This window comes from Mucilaginibacter sp. P2_A4, from assembly GCF_056405015.1.
This window is the reverse complement of sequence record NZ_JBFUCX010000002.1, coordinates 443,700-461,101: the sequence shown is the minus strand read 5'-3', so window position 1 is coordinate 461,101 and position 17,402 is coordinate 443,700. Positions and strand designations below refer to the sequence as shown.

Below are 17,402 nucleotides of genomic sequence, written 5' to 3'. Positions count from 1 at the left end.
GTAATAAACACTTACCTTAAGCTATACAGTATGGCGTAAAGTTGTAAGAATGTGTGGTTTTAAACGTTATACAGTAAAGACTGAATTTAGTCCGCTTATTATATCCGGCCTCAAAAGGTAGTCTATCATTATATTCTGAGGTCCTCAAATATGGATATTATAAACAGGCAACACTATTTATTTCTTTAAGTTTTGATACTCAATTGAATAGTTTTTTTGCATTGTTATTGAGTTCAAGGCATATAGATATAGCTAATTGATTAATAAACAGAAATCATAACAATATGGCAGATAGGTTTAAAATAGGGGATCACGTAAAATGGAATTCTGAGGCAGGTTACGTAACCGGTAAAATTATTAAAATACACACTTCTGATTTTAACTATAAAGGTTATATCCATCATTGCAGCCCGGAAACGCCGCAATACGAAATTAAAAGTGATAAAAGCGATCACATTGCTGCTCACAAAGGTTCGGCCTTAAAGAAAATCTAATTTACAAACACACCCATTACGGCAATATCTCCCGAACCTTAGAAATATATGACCTTCCGATTGGAATTTTTTTATCGCCTATAATTATCTCACTATTGTTATGACTTTCTATCTTATTCAAAGCAACAATAAACGACCGGTGTACCCTCGCAAACAATACCCCAGGCAGTTTGCTCTGCAGATCCGAAATTGATAAATAGGTTTTATAAGTTTCGTTCATCGTGAAGATAACGAGATAATTGCCTTGTGCTTCAGCATAGCATATATCGTTAAAATTCATCTTTACCATTCGCCGTTCGCATTTAACAGACAGGAACGTGTCGCCACTGTTGGAGGCCATTAATAAATTCTTCTCCTCTATATTTTTTTCTGCCTCATTTTCCAATGCCCGCACCTTTTCCAAATTTAAAAGCTGATATAGTTTTATACAAAAAGGAATTGTGAGCACAAATTGAAGCTTAACACAATTATATAAAAACGGAGCAACACTTAGTATCGGTTCTTTTGTCCAGCTGGTTAAAAAATATTTCAGTATAATATAATTATCTATCAGGCGTAACATCAGCGCGAACGCCGCCATCAATAAAACATACACCGCTATAAAGCGGACAATTTTTTGATGGAAAAGCAAATCTGCCATTAAAGCTTCAACAACTATGGCAACAAAAAATACTTTGGGGATTAAACTAAAAAACTCGTTTCTAAAAACCGTCAAAAAATCTCCCTCTGTAAGCCCCTGCAGTATGGTAAATAACAGCAAGTAGCATATCCAGTATAGGATATACAATTCAATTTTCTTCAACTTTCTGTTAGCGATCAAATCCGGCACGTTTTAAAAGTAATAAAATTAGCGAGGCCGCCATAAAAGTAATACGCATTTACTTGAAAGGTAACCGATCCATACGTCATTCACCCTCCTTTTTTTGCTGTCTGCATCAAAAATTTGCTATACGTAAGTCAACATTTACTTTGCTGCCTCCAATTAATCAACTCCATTTAAATGATCATGAAGAAGAATCTTTTAACCTTATTATTTATTACCGTACTTGGATATTTAAATCTGTACGGGCAGCAAACCAACGTCTATCCTACCAATTGGTGGGTTGGCATGAAAATGAACCATGTTCAATTATTAATCAGAAGCGAAAACAAAGCTCTGTCTCAGCAAAAAATTAAAATCAATTACCCGGGTATTACCGTACTCCAAACTCACCATTTCCCCAACTTAAAATATACGGCCGTTGATATCGTTATCAGCCCCGCCGCAAAGCCGGGATCAGTAAAAATCGTTTTTGGAGATGGGGCTAATTCTTCGGTAATACCATGGCCTTTATTGGCAAAACCGCTGGGCAACGGCAGTAGTTATGCGCAGGGCGTAACTTCGGGCGATTTTATAGATCTGCTGTTAACAGACCGGTTTAGTAATGGCGATACAAAAAACGATAGAATAACCGGAATGAGGGACCAATCACTGAATCGTGATTCGATGTACTTAAGACATGGCGGCGACTTTCAGGGCATATTAAATCATATCGACTATTTTAAAAGCCTTGGCGTAACTGCTTTATGGCTTACACCGGTTATGGAAAATGACATGCCCAACCGTACCGAGCACGGCTATGCCATTACCGATCATTATAAAATTGATCCCCGATATGGGAGCGACGCTCTTTATACGCAATTAAGTAATACGCTGCATAAAAATGGGATGAAACTGATCATGGATGTTGTATACAATCATACCGGTCTCTACCATTTTTTGGAGCAGGATCCGCCGGCGCAAGACTGGATGCACCGCTGGTCGCAATTTACCCAGACTAATTACAGGGAACAAACCCAGTTTGATCCATACGCGGCGCCATCAGATAAAAAGAAAATGACCGATGGCTGGTTTACCGCCGAAATGCCGGATGTTAATCAATCCAACCCATTTATGGCCAACTATATGATCCAAAATATCATCTGGTATGTGCAAAAATTTGGAATTGATGGTATAAGAATAGATACCTATACCTACAACGACATGAATTTTGCTAACCGGTGTAACCAGGCCATTATGGACGAATTCCCTAAGCTTACTTTATTTGGCGAAACACGGGTATTTGGCGTAGCCAATCAATCGTATTTTAACCAGAACAATTTTAGTTTACCTTTCAAAAGCAATTTACAGGGTTCGGTAGATTTTCAATGCCTGTATTTTGGCATTATACCCGCGTTGATGCAACCATTTGACTGGACGGATGGCGTTAATAAATTATATTATACCTTGAGCAGCGATTTTTTGAATAAAGATGCAACCCACAATGTGCTTTTGTTGGATAACCACGATGAGCCCCGCTTTTTTTCGGTTGTAGGCGAAGATGTAGAAAAACAAAAGATTGGCTATGAATGGTTATTAACCTGTAGGGGTGTTCCGCAGCTATATTATGGATCGGAGGTGCTTTTAAAAGGCTTTACAAATCCCGATGGTTTGGTAAGAGCTGATTTTCCTGGCGGATGGGCAGTGGATAAAAAAAATGCCTTTACCGGCGAAGGTCTTACAGCCGATGAACTCGCTGTTCAAAAAATTGTTAAAAAATTGGGCACTTTCCGGAAAACCTCCTCAGCATTAAAAACCGGAAAAATGATGCATTATATACCTGTTAACGGACTATATGTATATTTCAGATATGATGCCAAACAAACGATAATGTGTATTATGAACACTGCAAAAAAAGAAAGCACCGTTGATTTTGGTAAATACACAGAAAGAATAGCTGGCTTTACCAAAGCACAAAATGTAATAACCGGCGACTTGTTAAACACCACCAAAAAAGCAACCATACCTGCTATGCATATGTGGGTTTTAAAGTTGAGTAATTAAAATAATTTATAACCAGCTTTCCTGGCAAAAGCTTTCTCGTTCCTTCAGGGCTTCTCTAAAAGATGGCCTTGAGGGAACATGAAGATCGGACATGTATAGACTTATATTTAGCATGCGGCCTCGGGGTTCTTTTTAAGGGAGACATTTGCCGAGACAGGACGCTTTTTTACAGTTGGCTAAAGTTTTTTATTACGGTTTCCCAGTCTTTACTTTCCATTGTTATCATTCTGCCGTTTGGCGCAATAATTACCTTTGTAGGGTAATGTAAAATTTTATAATTGCGCTCAACAGCGCCATCAGATAAAGCCGTCGGCATCATGAATTTACTATCCTTCAGATATGCCTTTACCCTTGCTTCTGTATCACTGCATGCAATACTTAAAAAGTTAACGTTTTGATATTTTCCGGCAGTTACCTCTGTACTAAAATTATTTACCACAGGCATTTCTGCCCGGCATGGGCTACACCATGTGCCCCAAAAATCTATCAACAGCCACTTGTCTTTGTATTGGGCCAGGTTATGTTGTTTGCCGTCTATACCTTTTACCATAAAGGCTGGGGCCACTGGCCATAAACCTATAATCTCTGTATTAAAAAAAACCTTAAAATCTTTACCCGGGAATTTTTTTGCGAATAATCCCTTCATTTCCTCTATGCTTTCGGGCATTGCCGTTACATGCTCTGCAAACATTTTGAGGGCTGCCGCTTCGTTACCAGAACTGAGCAGTCGCTCAAAAAACAATTCACGATAGCTTTCTTTGGTGTTTAAAAACCCACGATCTATAGTACTGATATGTACTTTTTCTTTTTGTTCTACAGGCGAATACTTAACTGCCTGGGCCAAAGACTGTGTGGCATTTGGATCGGCAGCAGCTTCTTCGGCGAGATATTTAAAATACCAGGCTCCGGCAAGTAAATTTTTATCGGCATACCTTCTTTCGTTCAATGTATCAGCCGTAAATCTTTCCAATTTCGTTATAGTCGCTACTAACAGGTCTTTGGCTTGCACCTGTTGTTTAGTGTCTATCAACATTCGGTAAACCAATAAAGCATAGCGGCCACCATTGCCTGCAAGCATATCTTGATCGTCCATGTTTTTAAATACTTTGGCGGTTTCAATTACAAAAGACGAATCGCTTTTTCGCTTTTCGGCCATGGCCCACAAGTATAAGGGAGTGGTCTTTCTAATGTATTTGGGATCCTCATTGGTCTTGAACAACGCCAGTAATTCGTAATTTTTCTTTATTGATGCTTCGCCATTATTATTTTTTACATCTGTTGAAAAATTGGATTGTAACCAGTCGTCAAATGTTGTTCCTATTTTATAGGCGTATTTACTTACCTCATAAGCTTCAGCAGCACCTTGCATACTCAACGCTAAATTTAATTTATTCCACAGGTTAATCTCGTCATTTGCTATATATCTATTAGGTGCCGATAGTAACAAACTATCATAGGTACCATCGTAGGTATCGTCACTTTGCAATTTCCGTGCAAGGCGCAATCTTGCTGAAATGTAGTATCTATCGTTTAAAAAGCGCGGATCTGGCGAGTTTATAAAATCCCGGATCTTGATCTTATCAAAACCAATGCCCTTTGTAAAACAGTTACTATAGTTGCTTAATCCAGCCGCCATATTTACCCAGGCGGTATCGGGCAATGGATGCAAACGCGCTGAGGTTAGCGTTACCATTGTTTTAAGTTTAATTACAGTATTTGCAGCGTAACCGGGCTGCGGACTTGTTTTAAACCGGATATCCTGCGTTTTAACGCCGCTTTTAATTAAGCCCGTACGTGTATCTAAAATATATTTACGGCCACTCTCATTACCGTCTGAATTATATATAGATTGTACGGTAACAGTTCCCTTGCTTTTACCTGTTATCTTAAATGGGGCACTGTTACCCTTATCAAAAGGGTAATCAGTTACAGCAGTATCAGCTGTTGAACCATGCTGATTAAAGAACAGATTGGCTATGGCTTGCGAAAAAACACGTTTGCCATCATTCAAAATATATTTAGAAGAAAGATCGCTAATATGCCAACGGGATATGATTTCCTGCAAAGTTTGTTGTATACCATTTAACCCTATCATTTCCCCTTTTTGGCTCACAACCACCGTAAAGGGCTTATTTAGCATCGCCAGCGGCAACCATATTATTGTTGATAAAAAGCCAGTGTTACGGATAGAGTCGGTATTGAGCAAGGTGGTTCCGCTTCTAACATCGTATATATAAGCACGCACAATTTTACCCTCCAATACGTTGTTACCTTCCCTGTTTTTACCTAACGATTTAAATGCGTACGTGTAAATTTCTTCCCGCCCGTAAGTACCCTCATCCTTACTGTGCGTAGTAATTTCAAATACTTTGTTTTGGGGGATATTTAGTTGAGGAATGGCAAAGTCGTCTGTATTACCACGCGTTACCTTTGGAGGGGTGTTTTTCTGCGCCGCTGAATTTAAACTAAGCAATACTAATATGGAAATAAAGAAGGATCTCATCTGATAGGTTATGGTGACATCAAAATTAATTCTTTCGTCCAGGTTGAAAATAGCAAATACCTCTATTTTGATGGATTATGTGATTTTGCATATTTGTGGGGTAACGCCAAAGGAGAATCCAGAGGGGACGGAATTGAGCAGTAGACGCTATGCAGATTGAATGCACTCAGCTTAAAGTTTAACATATTGCCTTAAAGCAGCTTATATATTATATACAATATATTTCCATTAAAAATAAAAAATACTATTTTTTTTAGCATAACATATGTTTATATTTTTTATTTTAGGCAAAAAAACCAAATCATAATTATGAAAAAATTTACTTTTTTAGCTCTTATTCTGTTTGCTTTCTCATGCGACTCAAATGATAAAGCAATTTCATCAAATTCCGATTCAACTAAAACTGACACATCAACATCAAAAAAATTGGAAAGCAAATCAGATTCTTCTGTCACTGAATCTCAAGACTCCGAAAAGCCAAAATGGGAATACTCAGAAAAAGAGGATAAAATGACCAATAAAACAAATTACTATGCATCAATAGATGCAAATGAATTATTAGATTTTCCATTTCCTTATGATGGAGGCTCAACGGCATCCTTAAACATAAGAAAAACAAGCACCGGAAATGAGGCTATTTTGCAAGTAAGTAAAGGGCAATTCATAACTGATGTTGAAGGTACAGAAGTTAAAATCAAATTTGATAGCGAACAGCCAACCACATTTAACTGTTCATCTTCATCTGATGGAAGCACCAACGTCATTTTTATAAATTCGACCAACAAATTGATCAAAAAGCTAAAAACAGCAAAAAAAATAATTATCCAAGCAGAATTTTATGAAAGTGGAAGTAAGGAAATGGAATTCGATGTAACTGGCTTTACCTGGGCTCATTGATATTATTTAAAATGAGATTTTAGACTTGCGATATTATCCTCGTAAGTCTAAAATTTCTTTCTTTTTCAAAACTTTCTTTCCACGCCGGCAACCCAGGCCTCCAGCGCCTTGCGCTTATCCTCATTTTGCTGCAGCCATTGTTTGCCTGCCTCTTTATTGGCGCTTAAGCCCATCAGCCTGGCAAATGCCTGCATGTTATTGGTTTTACTCAGCTGATAAAAGAAGTTAGCGTAGTAATGCCTGAAAAAATCGTTACCTGTTTGCTTTTCGGCCAGCTGGCCAACAGCCTCAAAAACGGCTTGCAACTGGTTCTCCAATAATTCGGCAGCGGTTGAGCCGGGTTTTGCCTTTGCTATGGCCGCATTTAATGTTCTGTTCAATGCAGCGGTTGATGCTTCCGCTTTAGCGTCTTCTGTTTTTAAGGTACCGCCTTTTAAAATGCTTTGCATATTGGTATAGGCTTCGTCACTTCTTGGGCCATCGGGTTCCAGCAACAAAAAGCTGCACAATCCCATTAGGGCCGCCGCCCTTTTGTTTTGATGAAAAGTAACCAGGCCATACAAGCGCTGACTGTTGGCATGTTTAGGATCGAGTTTAATAGCTTCCATAGCGGCCTGCTCTGCTTCGGGATATTGTTTGGCGCGGAAATAGGCTATCCCAAGGTTAAAATACAGTGGCTGGTAATCCGGCTTTATTTTCAGCCCTTCCTTGTAGGCATCAATTGCCTGCTGCGGCTGGTGGCTGCTATCATAAATACCGCCCAGCAATTCATAAGCCGGTCCGGTAAAGTTGGAATTGGTTTTAATTACCTTGTTTAAATATGGCACCCCTTCCATTCCTTTACCCGATGCATTTAAACTAAAAGCCATCTGGTAATTCGCTTGCGCGTTTTCTGGATCGGCTGCCAAAGCTTGCTTATATTTTTCTATCGCGCCCGCATAATTATGATCGTTATTTAGTTGGATACCTTGCTTTATTAAGGCAGCAACGTCGCTTTCCTGCGTGTAAGCAACAGCAGAAAACAATAAAATCGCTATCAACAGGCAACTGGTTTTAATCAAATTCATACTTAAACATACAAAGAGATTTAACTAAAAGAAAAAAATAAAAACTTTAATCGATACCTGCTGTATAATTTCTAATTTTCGCTTTCGTTTAAGAGTGAGAAATTTACCTATGAAGTTATTGTATAAGAGCGCCTTTTTGTTTACCGCCACCCTGCTGATTTTAACAGCCTGTTCATCAAAAAATAAAGATAAAAACCAAGCTGCTGCCCCCCTTCCCGGCAAACCTTTAGATACCACGGCACTGATGGCCTACAACCCCAAACAGGGGGATAAAAAGATAGACGCGGTAATGCAGGAACTGCACCGTACCCGTGGGTTCAACGGCAATGTGCTGGTTGCAAAAAAAGGTAAAATAGTTTATGAAAACGCCATTGGCTGGGCCGATTACCTGCACCGCGACAGCCTGAAGCTAAGTTACCAGTTTGAACTGGCCTCGGTTACCAAAACCATGACATCTACCGGTATACTGATGCTGATGGAGCGCGGCAAGCTTAAATTGGATGATGATGTAAAAAAGTTTTTTCCGGATTTCCCTTATGATGGGGTAACCATCCGCCTGTTGCTTACGCACCGTTCCGGCATGATGAACTATGTATATTTTATTGATGATATATACCGCAGCCAGCATCTTAACCAAAGGAAAGGAATTTCAAATGCTGACGCCATGAAAATGATTGCGGAATATAAACCGCGACCTTTTAACGTACCCAACAAAAGATTCCTTTACAACAATTCCAATTTTATGGTATTGGGTTCCATTATCGAAAAAGTGAGCGGAGAATCCTACACGCAGTTCATGAAGGATAATGTATTTAAACCTGCAAGTATGGCGCATACCAATGTATACTCCAAAGCGGTATATGACAAAATCCCGGTTCACGTTGTAGGGCATGATCGCGGTCAGTGGAAATATTCTGTGGCACAAAACTTTTTGGATGGCCCTGTGGGCGATAAGGGCATTTACAGCACCGTGGGCGACCTGTTTTTATTTGACCGCGCTTTGCGCGCCGGACTGTTATTAAAACAGGCTACGCTTGATTCGGCTTATGTGCCGCGCAATCCTATGCTGCATGGCCACTTTAGCTATGGTTATGGCTGGCGTACCTTTACCGCACCGGGCCAGGAGGTTATTTACCATACCGGCTGGTGGCATGGTTTCAGGCACATTTACCTGCGCGATATGAAAAACGATATCACTGTTGTGTTGTTGTCTAATTTAGCCAACGGAAGCCTGCTTAAACTCGACGATCTTTTTAGAGCTGCCGGTATGCCTGTAGTAAGAAAAAGCGCCTACAACGGCAATGGTGATACCAGTGACGATTAATTCGTGGTTCGTGGTTCGTGATTCGTGATTCGTGGTTGGAATCGACTTAAAACTATTTGGTTTTGAAATTGTAAAATTTAAGTGTCAATTCATTTAAGCAGTTACTCATCTGCATATTTGCACATCTGTAATCTGCACATCCGCATATTTGCACATCTAATAAAATTATGTTTGATAAAATAATGGAAGCCCAGCAAAAGGCTGGCGAATCAAAAAAACGCCTGGATGCTATCAGCGTATCGGGTACTGCCGAAGGTGGTAAAATTACAGTTACAGCCAATGCTAATAAAGTGGTACAATCGGTAAATATTGATAGTGCTTTTTTGGCTGATGCTGATAAAGAAGAACTGGAAGAGCTATTGGTTGTAGCCTTTAATAAAGCCATGGAACAGGCCGATAATATAAGCCAGGCCGAAATGGCTGCCATGACCAAAGATATGTTTGGCGGTATGGGCGGCCTGGGCAGCTTATTTGGTAAATAGTTCAATACCCTTTTAAGGGAACAACGGTTTAAGATAACTGAAAACAAATATCATTTTACTATGAAAACTACCTATTACGGCCAATCGACAGTCGAAATAGAATTGAGCAATGGCAAAAAACTATTGTTTGATCCATTTATAACACATAACCCACTGGCAAAGGATATTGACATCAATAGCTTAAAACCAGATTACATTTTGATATCTCATGGCCATGGCGATCATATTGCCGACCTGTTTGAGATTCAGAAAAATAGCGGCGCCAAAGTAATATGTATTGCTGAAATTGCCGACTGGCTTAACAGCAAAGGTGTTGATAATGTACATGGAATGAACATTGGCGGCGGCTTTAATTTTGATTTTGGCAGGGTAAAAATGGTGAATGCCGTACACTCCAGTACCATGCACGATGGCTCACCGGGTGGCAATCCAGCTGGTTTCCTGTTATCGGTTGAAGGTAAAAAGATATACTTTGCCGGCGATACGGCCCTTACTTATGATATGAAACTGCTGGCAGACGAGAACCTCAACTGGGCATATTTGCCAATTGGCGATAACTATACCATGGGTGCAGATGATGCCATAAAAGCCAGCGCTTTCATCAATTGTAAAAACATCATTGGCATACATTATGATTCGTTTGAAGTTATCAGGATTGATAAAGACGAAGTAAGAGAAAAGTTCATCAAAGCAGGCCTGAATTTAAAGTTACCTGCAATTGGCGAAACGATTGATTTGTAGCTTCTGAATAGTCTTGCCGAACTTGTTTCGGCACCCCACGCGCATGGTATACACCATGTTGGCTACTTGTCCTGTGAGATCCTGAAACAAGTTCAGGATGACCCGGATATAAACCAAAAAGCCTCCTGATGATCAGGAGGCTTTTTGGTTACATGAAGGTTACTTCTTCATTTTCATGGTGTCCTTTTTCATTGTTGTATCCTTTTTCATCTTCTTTTTCATTTTTTTCTTGGTAGTATCTGTTTGCATAATACCATTTGAAGATTTTACGGGTACCCCATGCGCAAAAACGCTTCCGAAAGAGATTGCTGCTAAAGCAATCATACAAAGTGCCTTTTTCATAGTTAATTGTTTTATAGTTTTAATATATCTATAACAAATTAACCATTGATTGTTTTTACTTAATTTATTATTAAATAACGGTGCCGTTTGGAATAATGGCTCGCTTTTTAACAACTACAATACCATCCTGTACCGTGTGGGTGCCGTAATCGCCGTCTTCCAGCTTTTCGCCACAGTTGATAACCACGTCGTCGCCGATATAGGTGTTTTTATCAATGATGGCATTTTTAATCTTACACCTATCGCCTATACCCATAATTGGCGATGCACTTAGTTTCAGTTCGGCAATCTGCTCTAATGTTTGGTAGCTATCGCAACCCATTACATAGCAGTTTTCAATTTCGGTATCAACTCCAATACGGGTACGAATCCCTATAATCGATCGCGTAATTTCTTTAGCGCTGATAATGCAGCCATCAGCAACAATAGATTTGTTCAATGTTGTGCCTGATACTTTTGATGGCGGCAGCATGCGCGCCCGGGTATAGATATGATTTTCGCCAAAAAGATTAAATTTAGGAATCTCATCCGTTAAACCCAGGTTAGCGTCAAAAAACGATGGAATGGTACCAATATCTGTCCAGTAACCTTCATATTGATAGCTCAATACTTTATGCTCAACTATTGACTGCGGGATAATCTCTTTACCAAAGTCGGTACGATCATTCCCTTCCAACAAATCATACAGCAATTTGCGGTTGAAAATGTAAATACCCATAGATGCCAGGTAAACCCTGCCTTCAGCCTGCATTTCATCACTTACCTCAGATGCCCAGCTCTCAAAGTTTGATTTTGGTTTTTCAACAAAAGCAGTAACCATGCTATGCTCATCAGCTTTTAAAATACCAAAGCCCGGTACATCAGCTGCATCAACAGGAATGGTAGCGATAGAGATCTCGGCGCCGGATTCGATGTGCTTGTTGATCATATCCTCAAAATCCATCTGGTATAATTGGTCGCCTGATAGGATCAGTACATACTCAAACTCGTGCACCGCCAAATGGTGGAGGCTTTGCCTTACCGCATCGGCCGTACCCTGGAACCAGGCCACGCTTGATGGTGTTTGCTCGGCAGCCAAAATATCAACAAAAGCATCACTGAAACTGCTAAAGTGATAGGTGTTTTTGATGTGCTTGTTTAAAGATGCAGAGTTAAACTGCGTTAATACATAAATACGCGTAATACCCGAGTGCAGGCAATTCGAAATTGGAATATCAACCAAACGGTACTTACCGGCAATTGGCACAGCCGGTTTTGAACGTGTTGCAGTAAGTGGTGATAAGCGACTGCCCTGGCCACCGCCAAGCACAATTGAGATTACTTTAGATGTCATATCTGAGGGTTTAAACTTTCATAAAGGTTTATATATTCTTTGGCCGAACGGTCCCAGGAAAAATCAAGGGCCATCATACGCTTGCGTAATATTTGTAATTGTGCGGGGTTTTGGTAAAGTGTTATGGCACGCGTAATAGCATGGTAAATATCATCAACACTAACCTGGTTAAAGCGGATACCGTAGCCCCCCTCATCACCAAAATCAATTACCGAATCTATCAACCCGCCTGTACTACGTACAATTGGCATGGTGCCATAGCGTAAAGAATATAGTTGATTAAGTCCACATGGTTCCACACGCGATGGCATCAGCAGGAAATCGGCACCGGCGTATACCACATGGGCTAATGCCTCATCATAACCAATAAACACATTGCACCTGCCAGGATATTTGTCCTTAAGATCAAGCAATGCTATCTCCATTTCCTTATCGCCAGAGCCAAGTATAAAGAAGTTAGCTTCATCTCCATACTCTGCCAGTATACGATCAATGGCTTCAGGCAACAGATCGGCACCTTTTTCAATCACCAATCTGCCAATAAACACAAACAATGGCTTAGCCGGGTTTAAGCCAAAGCGGGTGCAAAGCGCTTCTTTGTTGGCTTGCTTGCCTTTAGCCAGCGTCCGGGTATTAAAATGATGAGGTACCATTGGGTCGGTTTGAGGATTCCAAACCTCTGTATCAATACCGTTGATGATACCATAGCCTTTAGCCCTTTCAATATAAAAAAGGTATTCTAACCCGTTTGAATTGATGGTGAGCTCGCGTAAGTAAGTTGGTGATACCGTGGTATACAGCCAGCTACATTTTACAGCGGCTGCCAAGGGGTTTATTCCACCGGCCCAATCAAGTAAACCAGCGGCAGTCATATCAATCTCGGGCAGATAGGGTAACTGTTCCCAACCAAAAGCACCATGATACTGGCCATTGTGTATAGTAAAAATGGTTGGCACATTTGCCAATCGCTTATATAACCTGGAGTGATAAAGCAGGAATGGGACCAGGCCAGAATGATGGTCATGGCAATGGATAAGATCAGGCGTTTGCTGCGAGTAGCTGATCCAATCTAAAAAAGCCAGCTGGAACGCGATAAACTGCTCCCTTTCGTCGGGATAGCTGTACACATTTTCCCGGTCAAGCAGACCAGGGATGTAAACTAAAAATAGCTCAAAACCCAGTTTATCGGTCTTCTCCTTTAAAATTTCAAAATAAAGGCGGCGTGTATTCAGTAAAGTAACGGCACTAAAAACTACCTCAAATTCGTTTTCCTGGGTAAACTTGCGGTCGTAATAAGGCATCACAACTGCTGCCTGCAAACCTGCCATATTTTGGTATTTAGGCAGTGCACCAACAACATCTGCAAGACCGCCAACTTTGGCGACAGGATAACATTCGGCACTCAGATGGAATATTTTCATTTAGGTTTTATTGGCTCAATTTAAGGAAAGATTACCAAAAGAGAAACCTATAATAATTAATATAGTTTTTTAAATTTAGATATGATATTGTAAAAATCTTATTAACCTTTTCATGTATATATTGAAATATTGGTAGAAAAAGAGGCATTCAGCCCCGCTCCGCTTTATGATTTGGGTACACTAAGGTAGGATGAGGCTAATAAAAAAAGCCGCTATTGTTCCGACTGAAGGTTAAACAATGCAATTAAGGAACGACTAACGCGGTTTTGCTTTATGTTTTTTTGGTACCTCTCCAATGGAATGATCTATAAACCAATCAATGTCCTCAATTTTACGATATTCTCTGGGGAGGCCCTTCTGTAAGGTATCAGCAGGATAAATATATTCTATCGTATCAACATGCAGGCCGTTCCATTTATATTTATAAAGCGGTCCTTCGCCCGGCTGACCATAGTCTATACCACGGATAATTTTTTCAGATGCCGAAAATGTTGGATTAATAAATTCATACTTCGATGTAAAATTGCCTTTATCCTTTTGGTATAAATACACATCGTAGATGTTTCGCCGGCAACATCCCGAAGAGGGGTACCAATGCACAACAAAGTCTTTAAAATGGTCTCCATTAATTTCACGGATAGAATCTCCAAGCATGGTCATATCCGTTATAACAGTATTTAAAACTAAACGAAAATTTGATCTATCCAACAAGAAAACATCAATATGGGTAAGCCAGGTACCCATATTCCGTTTTATTACCAGGTGCCTTTTATCCCTGGCAAAAAGATGTCCAAACCGGATATCTCCTGTTGTTTCGCAGGTATAATTCCATTGATTTACCTGTTTATGGTAATCGCTTCTATCTTTTAATTGATTTGCGATACGGAGCATATCATTCAACATTACTTTAAGTTGAATGCTGTCTTTTTTGTCTATTTCTGCATAATCTTTAGAAGCATCACCATTAATTTTCTTTTTAAGCGCAACTGCTGGCTTGGTGTTAATTGAGACAACTGGCCTAACAGCCGGTTTACAACCAATTACCATAACCATCAAAAAGACCAAATACCTCACAATCGCGGCGTTATCAATGTGCCTCCAACCAATTCAAGCCTGTACCAATCTCTACCATAATAGGTACCGTAGTTTTAATAGCCGTTTTCATGTTATGCATAATAATAGGCTTCACTATTTCAATCTCGTTATTAGGCACATCAAACACCAACTCATCATGCACCTGCATAGTCATGCGGGCCTCCAGGTTTTGTGCTTTAAATTCGCGGTGAATATTGATCATGGCTATCTTGATCATATCTGCAGCCGAGCCTTGTATGGGCGCGTTGATGGCATTTCGCTCGGCGAAGCCACGTACAGTCGCGTTGGCCGAATTGATATCCCGTAAATACCTGCGCCTACCCATCAGTGTGCATACATAACCATTCTCGCGGGCAAAGTTCATGGTATCACTCATGTATTGCTTAATACCAACAAACTGCGCAAAGTATTGCTCAATAATATCGGCAGCTTCCTTACGCGGAATGCCCAGGCCTTGCGATAAACCGAATGCCGATTGCCCGTAAATGATCCCGAAGTTAACGGCCTTGGCATTACGGCGTTGTTCGCTGGTTACTTCATCCAAAGCAATACCATAAACATTGGCAGCGGTTGCGGTGTGTATATCCAGGTTATCAACAAAGGCCTGCATCATGTTGGGATCTTTGCTGATCTCGGCAATAATGCGTAACTCTATCTGCGAATAATCGGCAGATATAATGCTATGCCCGTTATCTCTTGGAATAAATGCCTTACGCACCTCGCGGCCACGCTCTGTACGGATAGGGATATTTTGAAGATTAGGATTAACGCTACTCAATCTGCCAGTTGCAGCTACAGCCTGGTTATAAGAGGTATGCACCCTGCCCGTTTTAGGATTTACCATGAGCGGCAAGGCATCAACATAAGTAGATTTTAGCTTTTGCAGCTGGCGAAAATCTAATATATCCCTTACAATATCGCTTTTGGCAGCCAGGGAAAGCAATACATCTTCGCCTGTTTGGTACTGACCGGTTTTGGTTTTCTTTGCCTTGGGATCAAGCATCAGTTTTTCAAAAAGCACTTCACCCAATTGTTTTGGCGACGCAATATTGAACCTTACTCCTGCTTTCTCAAAAACCGTTTTCTCTAATTTAGCTACATCCGTTTCCAACTCCTTGCTAAACTCACGAAGGGTATCATGATCTATTTTTACGCCTTCGTACTCAATATCAGCCAGTACATATATCAGCGGATGCTCTATTTCATGAATCAGCTTTTCGCTTTCAACTTCTTTTAATTTAGGTTCAAATACGGCTTTCAACTGCAGGGTAATATCTGCATCTTCGGCCGCATATTCTTTTATTTTTCCTATCTCTACATCGCGCATGTTGCCCTGGTTTTTACCTTTGGCACCAATGAGCGAAGTGATAGAAACCGGCTTATAGTTCAGGTAATTTTCTGACAAAACATCCATACCATGGCGGGTATCTGGGTCTATAACATAATGCGCCATCATGGTATCAAACAGCTTGCCCTTAACCTGCACATCGTACCATTTAAGCACCAGGATATCAAATTTGAGGTTTTGCCCTATTTTACTGATTTTTTCATTTTCCAATATAGGCTTAAACTCTTTAACAATGCTTTTAACAGCTTCCTGGTCAACAGGTACAGGTATGTACCAGGCCTCGCCTGCCTTTACCGAGAATGAAAGACCTACCAATTCACAATTATTGGCGTCGGTGCCGGTTGTTTCGGTATCAAAACAAAACGACTCCTGCTGTTGAAGCATGGCAATTAAGCTGGCACGTTTTTCAAAGGTATCGGCCAGGTGGTATTCGTGCGGTACGTTATCTATATTTTTAGAGGCAATAATAAAATCCTCCCGGATATCCTCAATATCAACGGTCATGGTAGTACGGCCGGTTGCAACATCGTTACCAAACAAATCTGTTTGCGTACCAGCAGGTTTCATTTCGGTAATGCTGAAATCATCGCCAAAAACACGTTTCCCCAGTGTGCGGAACTCCAGTTCGGCAAAAAGTGGTTCCAACAGTTCCTTGCTTGGCGCGCAGATCTCCAGTCCTTCCTCGTCCAACTCCACGGGTACATTCAAAAGAATAGTAGCCAGTTTTTTTGAAAGCAAGCCCTGCTCGGCAAATTGCTCCACGTTTTCGCGCTGCTTCCCTTTTAACTCATGGCTATGGGCAATGATCTCTTCCATAGAACCATATTGTTTAATAAGCGACTTCGCGGTTTTTTCGCCAATCCCCGGGATACCAGGAATATTATCTACCGCATCGCCCCATAAACCCAAAATATCTATTACCTGTTCAACACGTTCAATTTCCCATTTCTCCAGCACTTCCTTAACGCCCAATATCTCCATTTCGTTACCCATACGGGCGGGTTTGTAAATGCGGATATTATCAGATACCAGTTGTGCAAAATCCTTATCGGGTGTCATACAGTAAACCTGGTAACCTTTTTGTTCGGCTTTTTTGGCCAGGGTACCAATGATATCATCTGCCTCATACCCGTCTGATGTAATAACGGGGATATTGAAACCTAAAATCAGTTTAACCACATAAGGCAATGCTTTGGACAGATCCTCGGGCATGGCTTCGCGATGTGCTTTATAATGCTCATAATCTGTATGGCGTTCGGTTGGTGCTTCGGTATCAAAAACAACAGCCATGTGGGTAGGCTTTTCTTTTTTCAAAACATCCAGCAGGGTATTGGTAAACCCCATCACTGCCGATGTATTCATCCCGCCCGAGGTAAACCGCGGACTTTTACTCAAAGCAAAATGCGCCCGGTAAATAAGGGCCATACCATCCAAAAGAAATAGTTTTTTCATAATTAATTTTTCACGAATTACACGAATAGGTTCGAATTTT

Annotated in this window: 14 protein-coding genes; 6 read left to right on the top strand and 8 right to left on the bottom strand. The window is 40.5% G+C overall.

Annotated elements, in window-relative coordinates; translation table 11 throughout:
- Window positions 1-284: 284 nt before the first annotated feature.
- Entirely contained in the window at window positions 285-494 is a 210-nt protein-coding gene (locus AC1DYB_RS06055) for a hypervirulence associated TUDOR domain-containing protein (RefSeq protein WP_477433253.1), read from the top strand.
- Between the two features lie 16 nt (window positions 495-510).
- Here AC1DYB_RS06055 and AC1DYB_RS06050 read toward each other — a convergent pair whose 3' ends face one another.
- Entirely contained in the window at window positions 511-1,296 is a 786-nt protein-coding gene (locus AC1DYB_RS06050) for a LytR/AlgR family response regulator transcription factor (RefSeq protein ID WP_477433251.1), read from the bottom strand.
- A gap of 204 nt (window positions 1,297-1,500) precedes the next feature.
- Between AC1DYB_RS06050 and AC1DYB_RS06045 the strand changes: the two genes are divergently transcribed.
- On the top strand, window positions 1,501-3,357 hold the full coding sequence (locus AC1DYB_RS06045; RefSeq protein WP_477433249.1) for an alpha-amylase family glycosyl hydrolase: 1,857 nt from the start codon (window positions 1,501-1,503) through the stop codon (window positions 3,355-3,357).
- Between the two features lie 166 nt (window positions 3,358-3,523).
- Here the strand turns inward: AC1DYB_RS06045 and AC1DYB_RS06040 are convergent, their stop codons facing one another.
- Window positions 3,524-5,860 carry a TlpA family protein disulfide reductase gene (locus tag AC1DYB_RS06040; protein WP_477433247.1) on the bottom strand — a complete coding sequence of 779 codons (2,337 nt, stop codon included), beginning with the start codon at window positions 5,858-5,860 and terminating at the stop codon, window positions 3,524-3,526.
- Between the two features lie 309 nt (window positions 5,861-6,169).
- Between AC1DYB_RS06040 and AC1DYB_RS06035 the strand changes: the two genes are divergently transcribed.
- Window positions 6,170-6,757: a hypothetical protein gene (locus tag AC1DYB_RS06035; RefSeq protein WP_477433245.1), complete on the top strand. Its 588-nt coding sequence runs from the start codon at window positions 6,170-6,172 to the stop codon at window positions 6,755-6,757.
- 65 nt (window positions 6,758-6,822) lie between these two features.
- On the opposite strand, the gene AC1DYB_RS06030 is transcribed toward AC1DYB_RS06035, so the two are convergent.
- On the bottom strand, window positions 6,823-7,824 hold the full coding sequence (locus AC1DYB_RS06030) for a tetratricopeptide repeat protein (RefSeq protein WP_477433243.1): 1,002 nt from the start codon (window positions 7,822-7,824) through the stop codon (window positions 6,823-6,825).
- Between the two features lie 109 nt (window positions 7,825-7,933).
- Here AC1DYB_RS06030 and AC1DYB_RS06025 point away from each other — a divergent pair, with 109 nt between their 5' ends.
- The 3 genes from AC1DYB_RS06025 (at window position 7,934) to AC1DYB_RS06015 (ending at window position 10,371) form a co-directional block, all read left to right on the top strand.
- A complete protein-coding gene (locus AC1DYB_RS06025; protein ID WP_477433241.1) occupies window positions 7,934-9,148 on the top strand; it encodes a serine hydrolase domain-containing protein in 1,215 nt (404 codons plus the stop codon).
- Between the two features lie 167 nt (window positions 9,149-9,315).
- Window positions 9,316-9,630 carry a YbaB/EbfC family nucleoid-associated protein gene (locus AC1DYB_RS06020; RefSeq protein ID WP_295716627.1) on the top strand — a complete coding sequence of 105 codons (315 nt, stop codon included), beginning with the start codon at window positions 9,316-9,318 and terminating at the stop codon, window positions 9,628-9,630.
- A 60-nt stretch (window positions 9,631-9,690) separates the two neighbouring features.
- On the top strand, window positions 9,691-10,371 hold the full coding sequence (locus AC1DYB_RS06015) for a metal-dependent hydrolase (RefSeq protein ID WP_477433239.1): 681 nt from the start codon (window positions 9,691-9,693) through the stop codon (window positions 10,369-10,371).
- Window positions 10,372-10,530: 159 nt separating this feature from the next.
- Here the strand turns inward: AC1DYB_RS06015 and AC1DYB_RS06010 are convergent, their stop codons facing one another.
- The 5 genes from AC1DYB_RS06010 to polA all read right to left on the bottom strand — a co-directional run bounded on the left by AC1DYB_RS06010 (window position 10,531) and on the right by polA (window position 17,362).
- Window positions 10,531-10,713 (bottom strand): hypothetical protein, encoded by a 183-nt coding sequence (locus tag AC1DYB_RS06010; protein ID WP_477398855.1) that lies wholly within the window; start codon window positions 10,711-10,713, stop codon window positions 10,531-10,533.
- Window positions 10,714-10,783: 70 nt separating this feature from the next.
- Window positions 10,784-12,046, bottom strand: a complete 1,263-nt coding sequence (locus AC1DYB_RS06005) for a glucose-1-phosphate adenylyltransferase (protein WP_477398857.1) — start codon at window positions 12,044-12,046, stop codon at window positions 10,784-10,786.
- Complete coding sequence (locus AC1DYB_RS06000; protein ID WP_477433237.1) at window positions 12,043-13,467, bottom strand: glycogen synthase; 1,425 nt, start codon at window positions 13,465-13,467, stop codon at window positions 12,043-12,045. The genes AC1DYB_RS06005 and AC1DYB_RS06000 overlap by 4 nt, the downstream gene beginning before the upstream one ends.
- Window positions 13,468-13,722: 255 nt before the next feature.
- On the bottom strand, window positions 13,723-14,514 hold the full coding sequence (locus tag AC1DYB_RS05995; protein WP_477433235.1) for a hypothetical protein: 792 nt from the start codon (window positions 14,512-14,514) through the stop codon (window positions 13,723-13,725).
- Between the two features lie 40 nt (window positions 14,515-14,554).
- Entirely contained in the window at window positions 14,555-17,362 is a 2,808-nt protein-coding gene (gene polA, locus AC1DYB_RS05990) for a DNA polymerase I (protein ID WP_477433233.1), read from the bottom strand.
- Window positions 17,363-17,402: the final 40 nt, after the last annotated feature.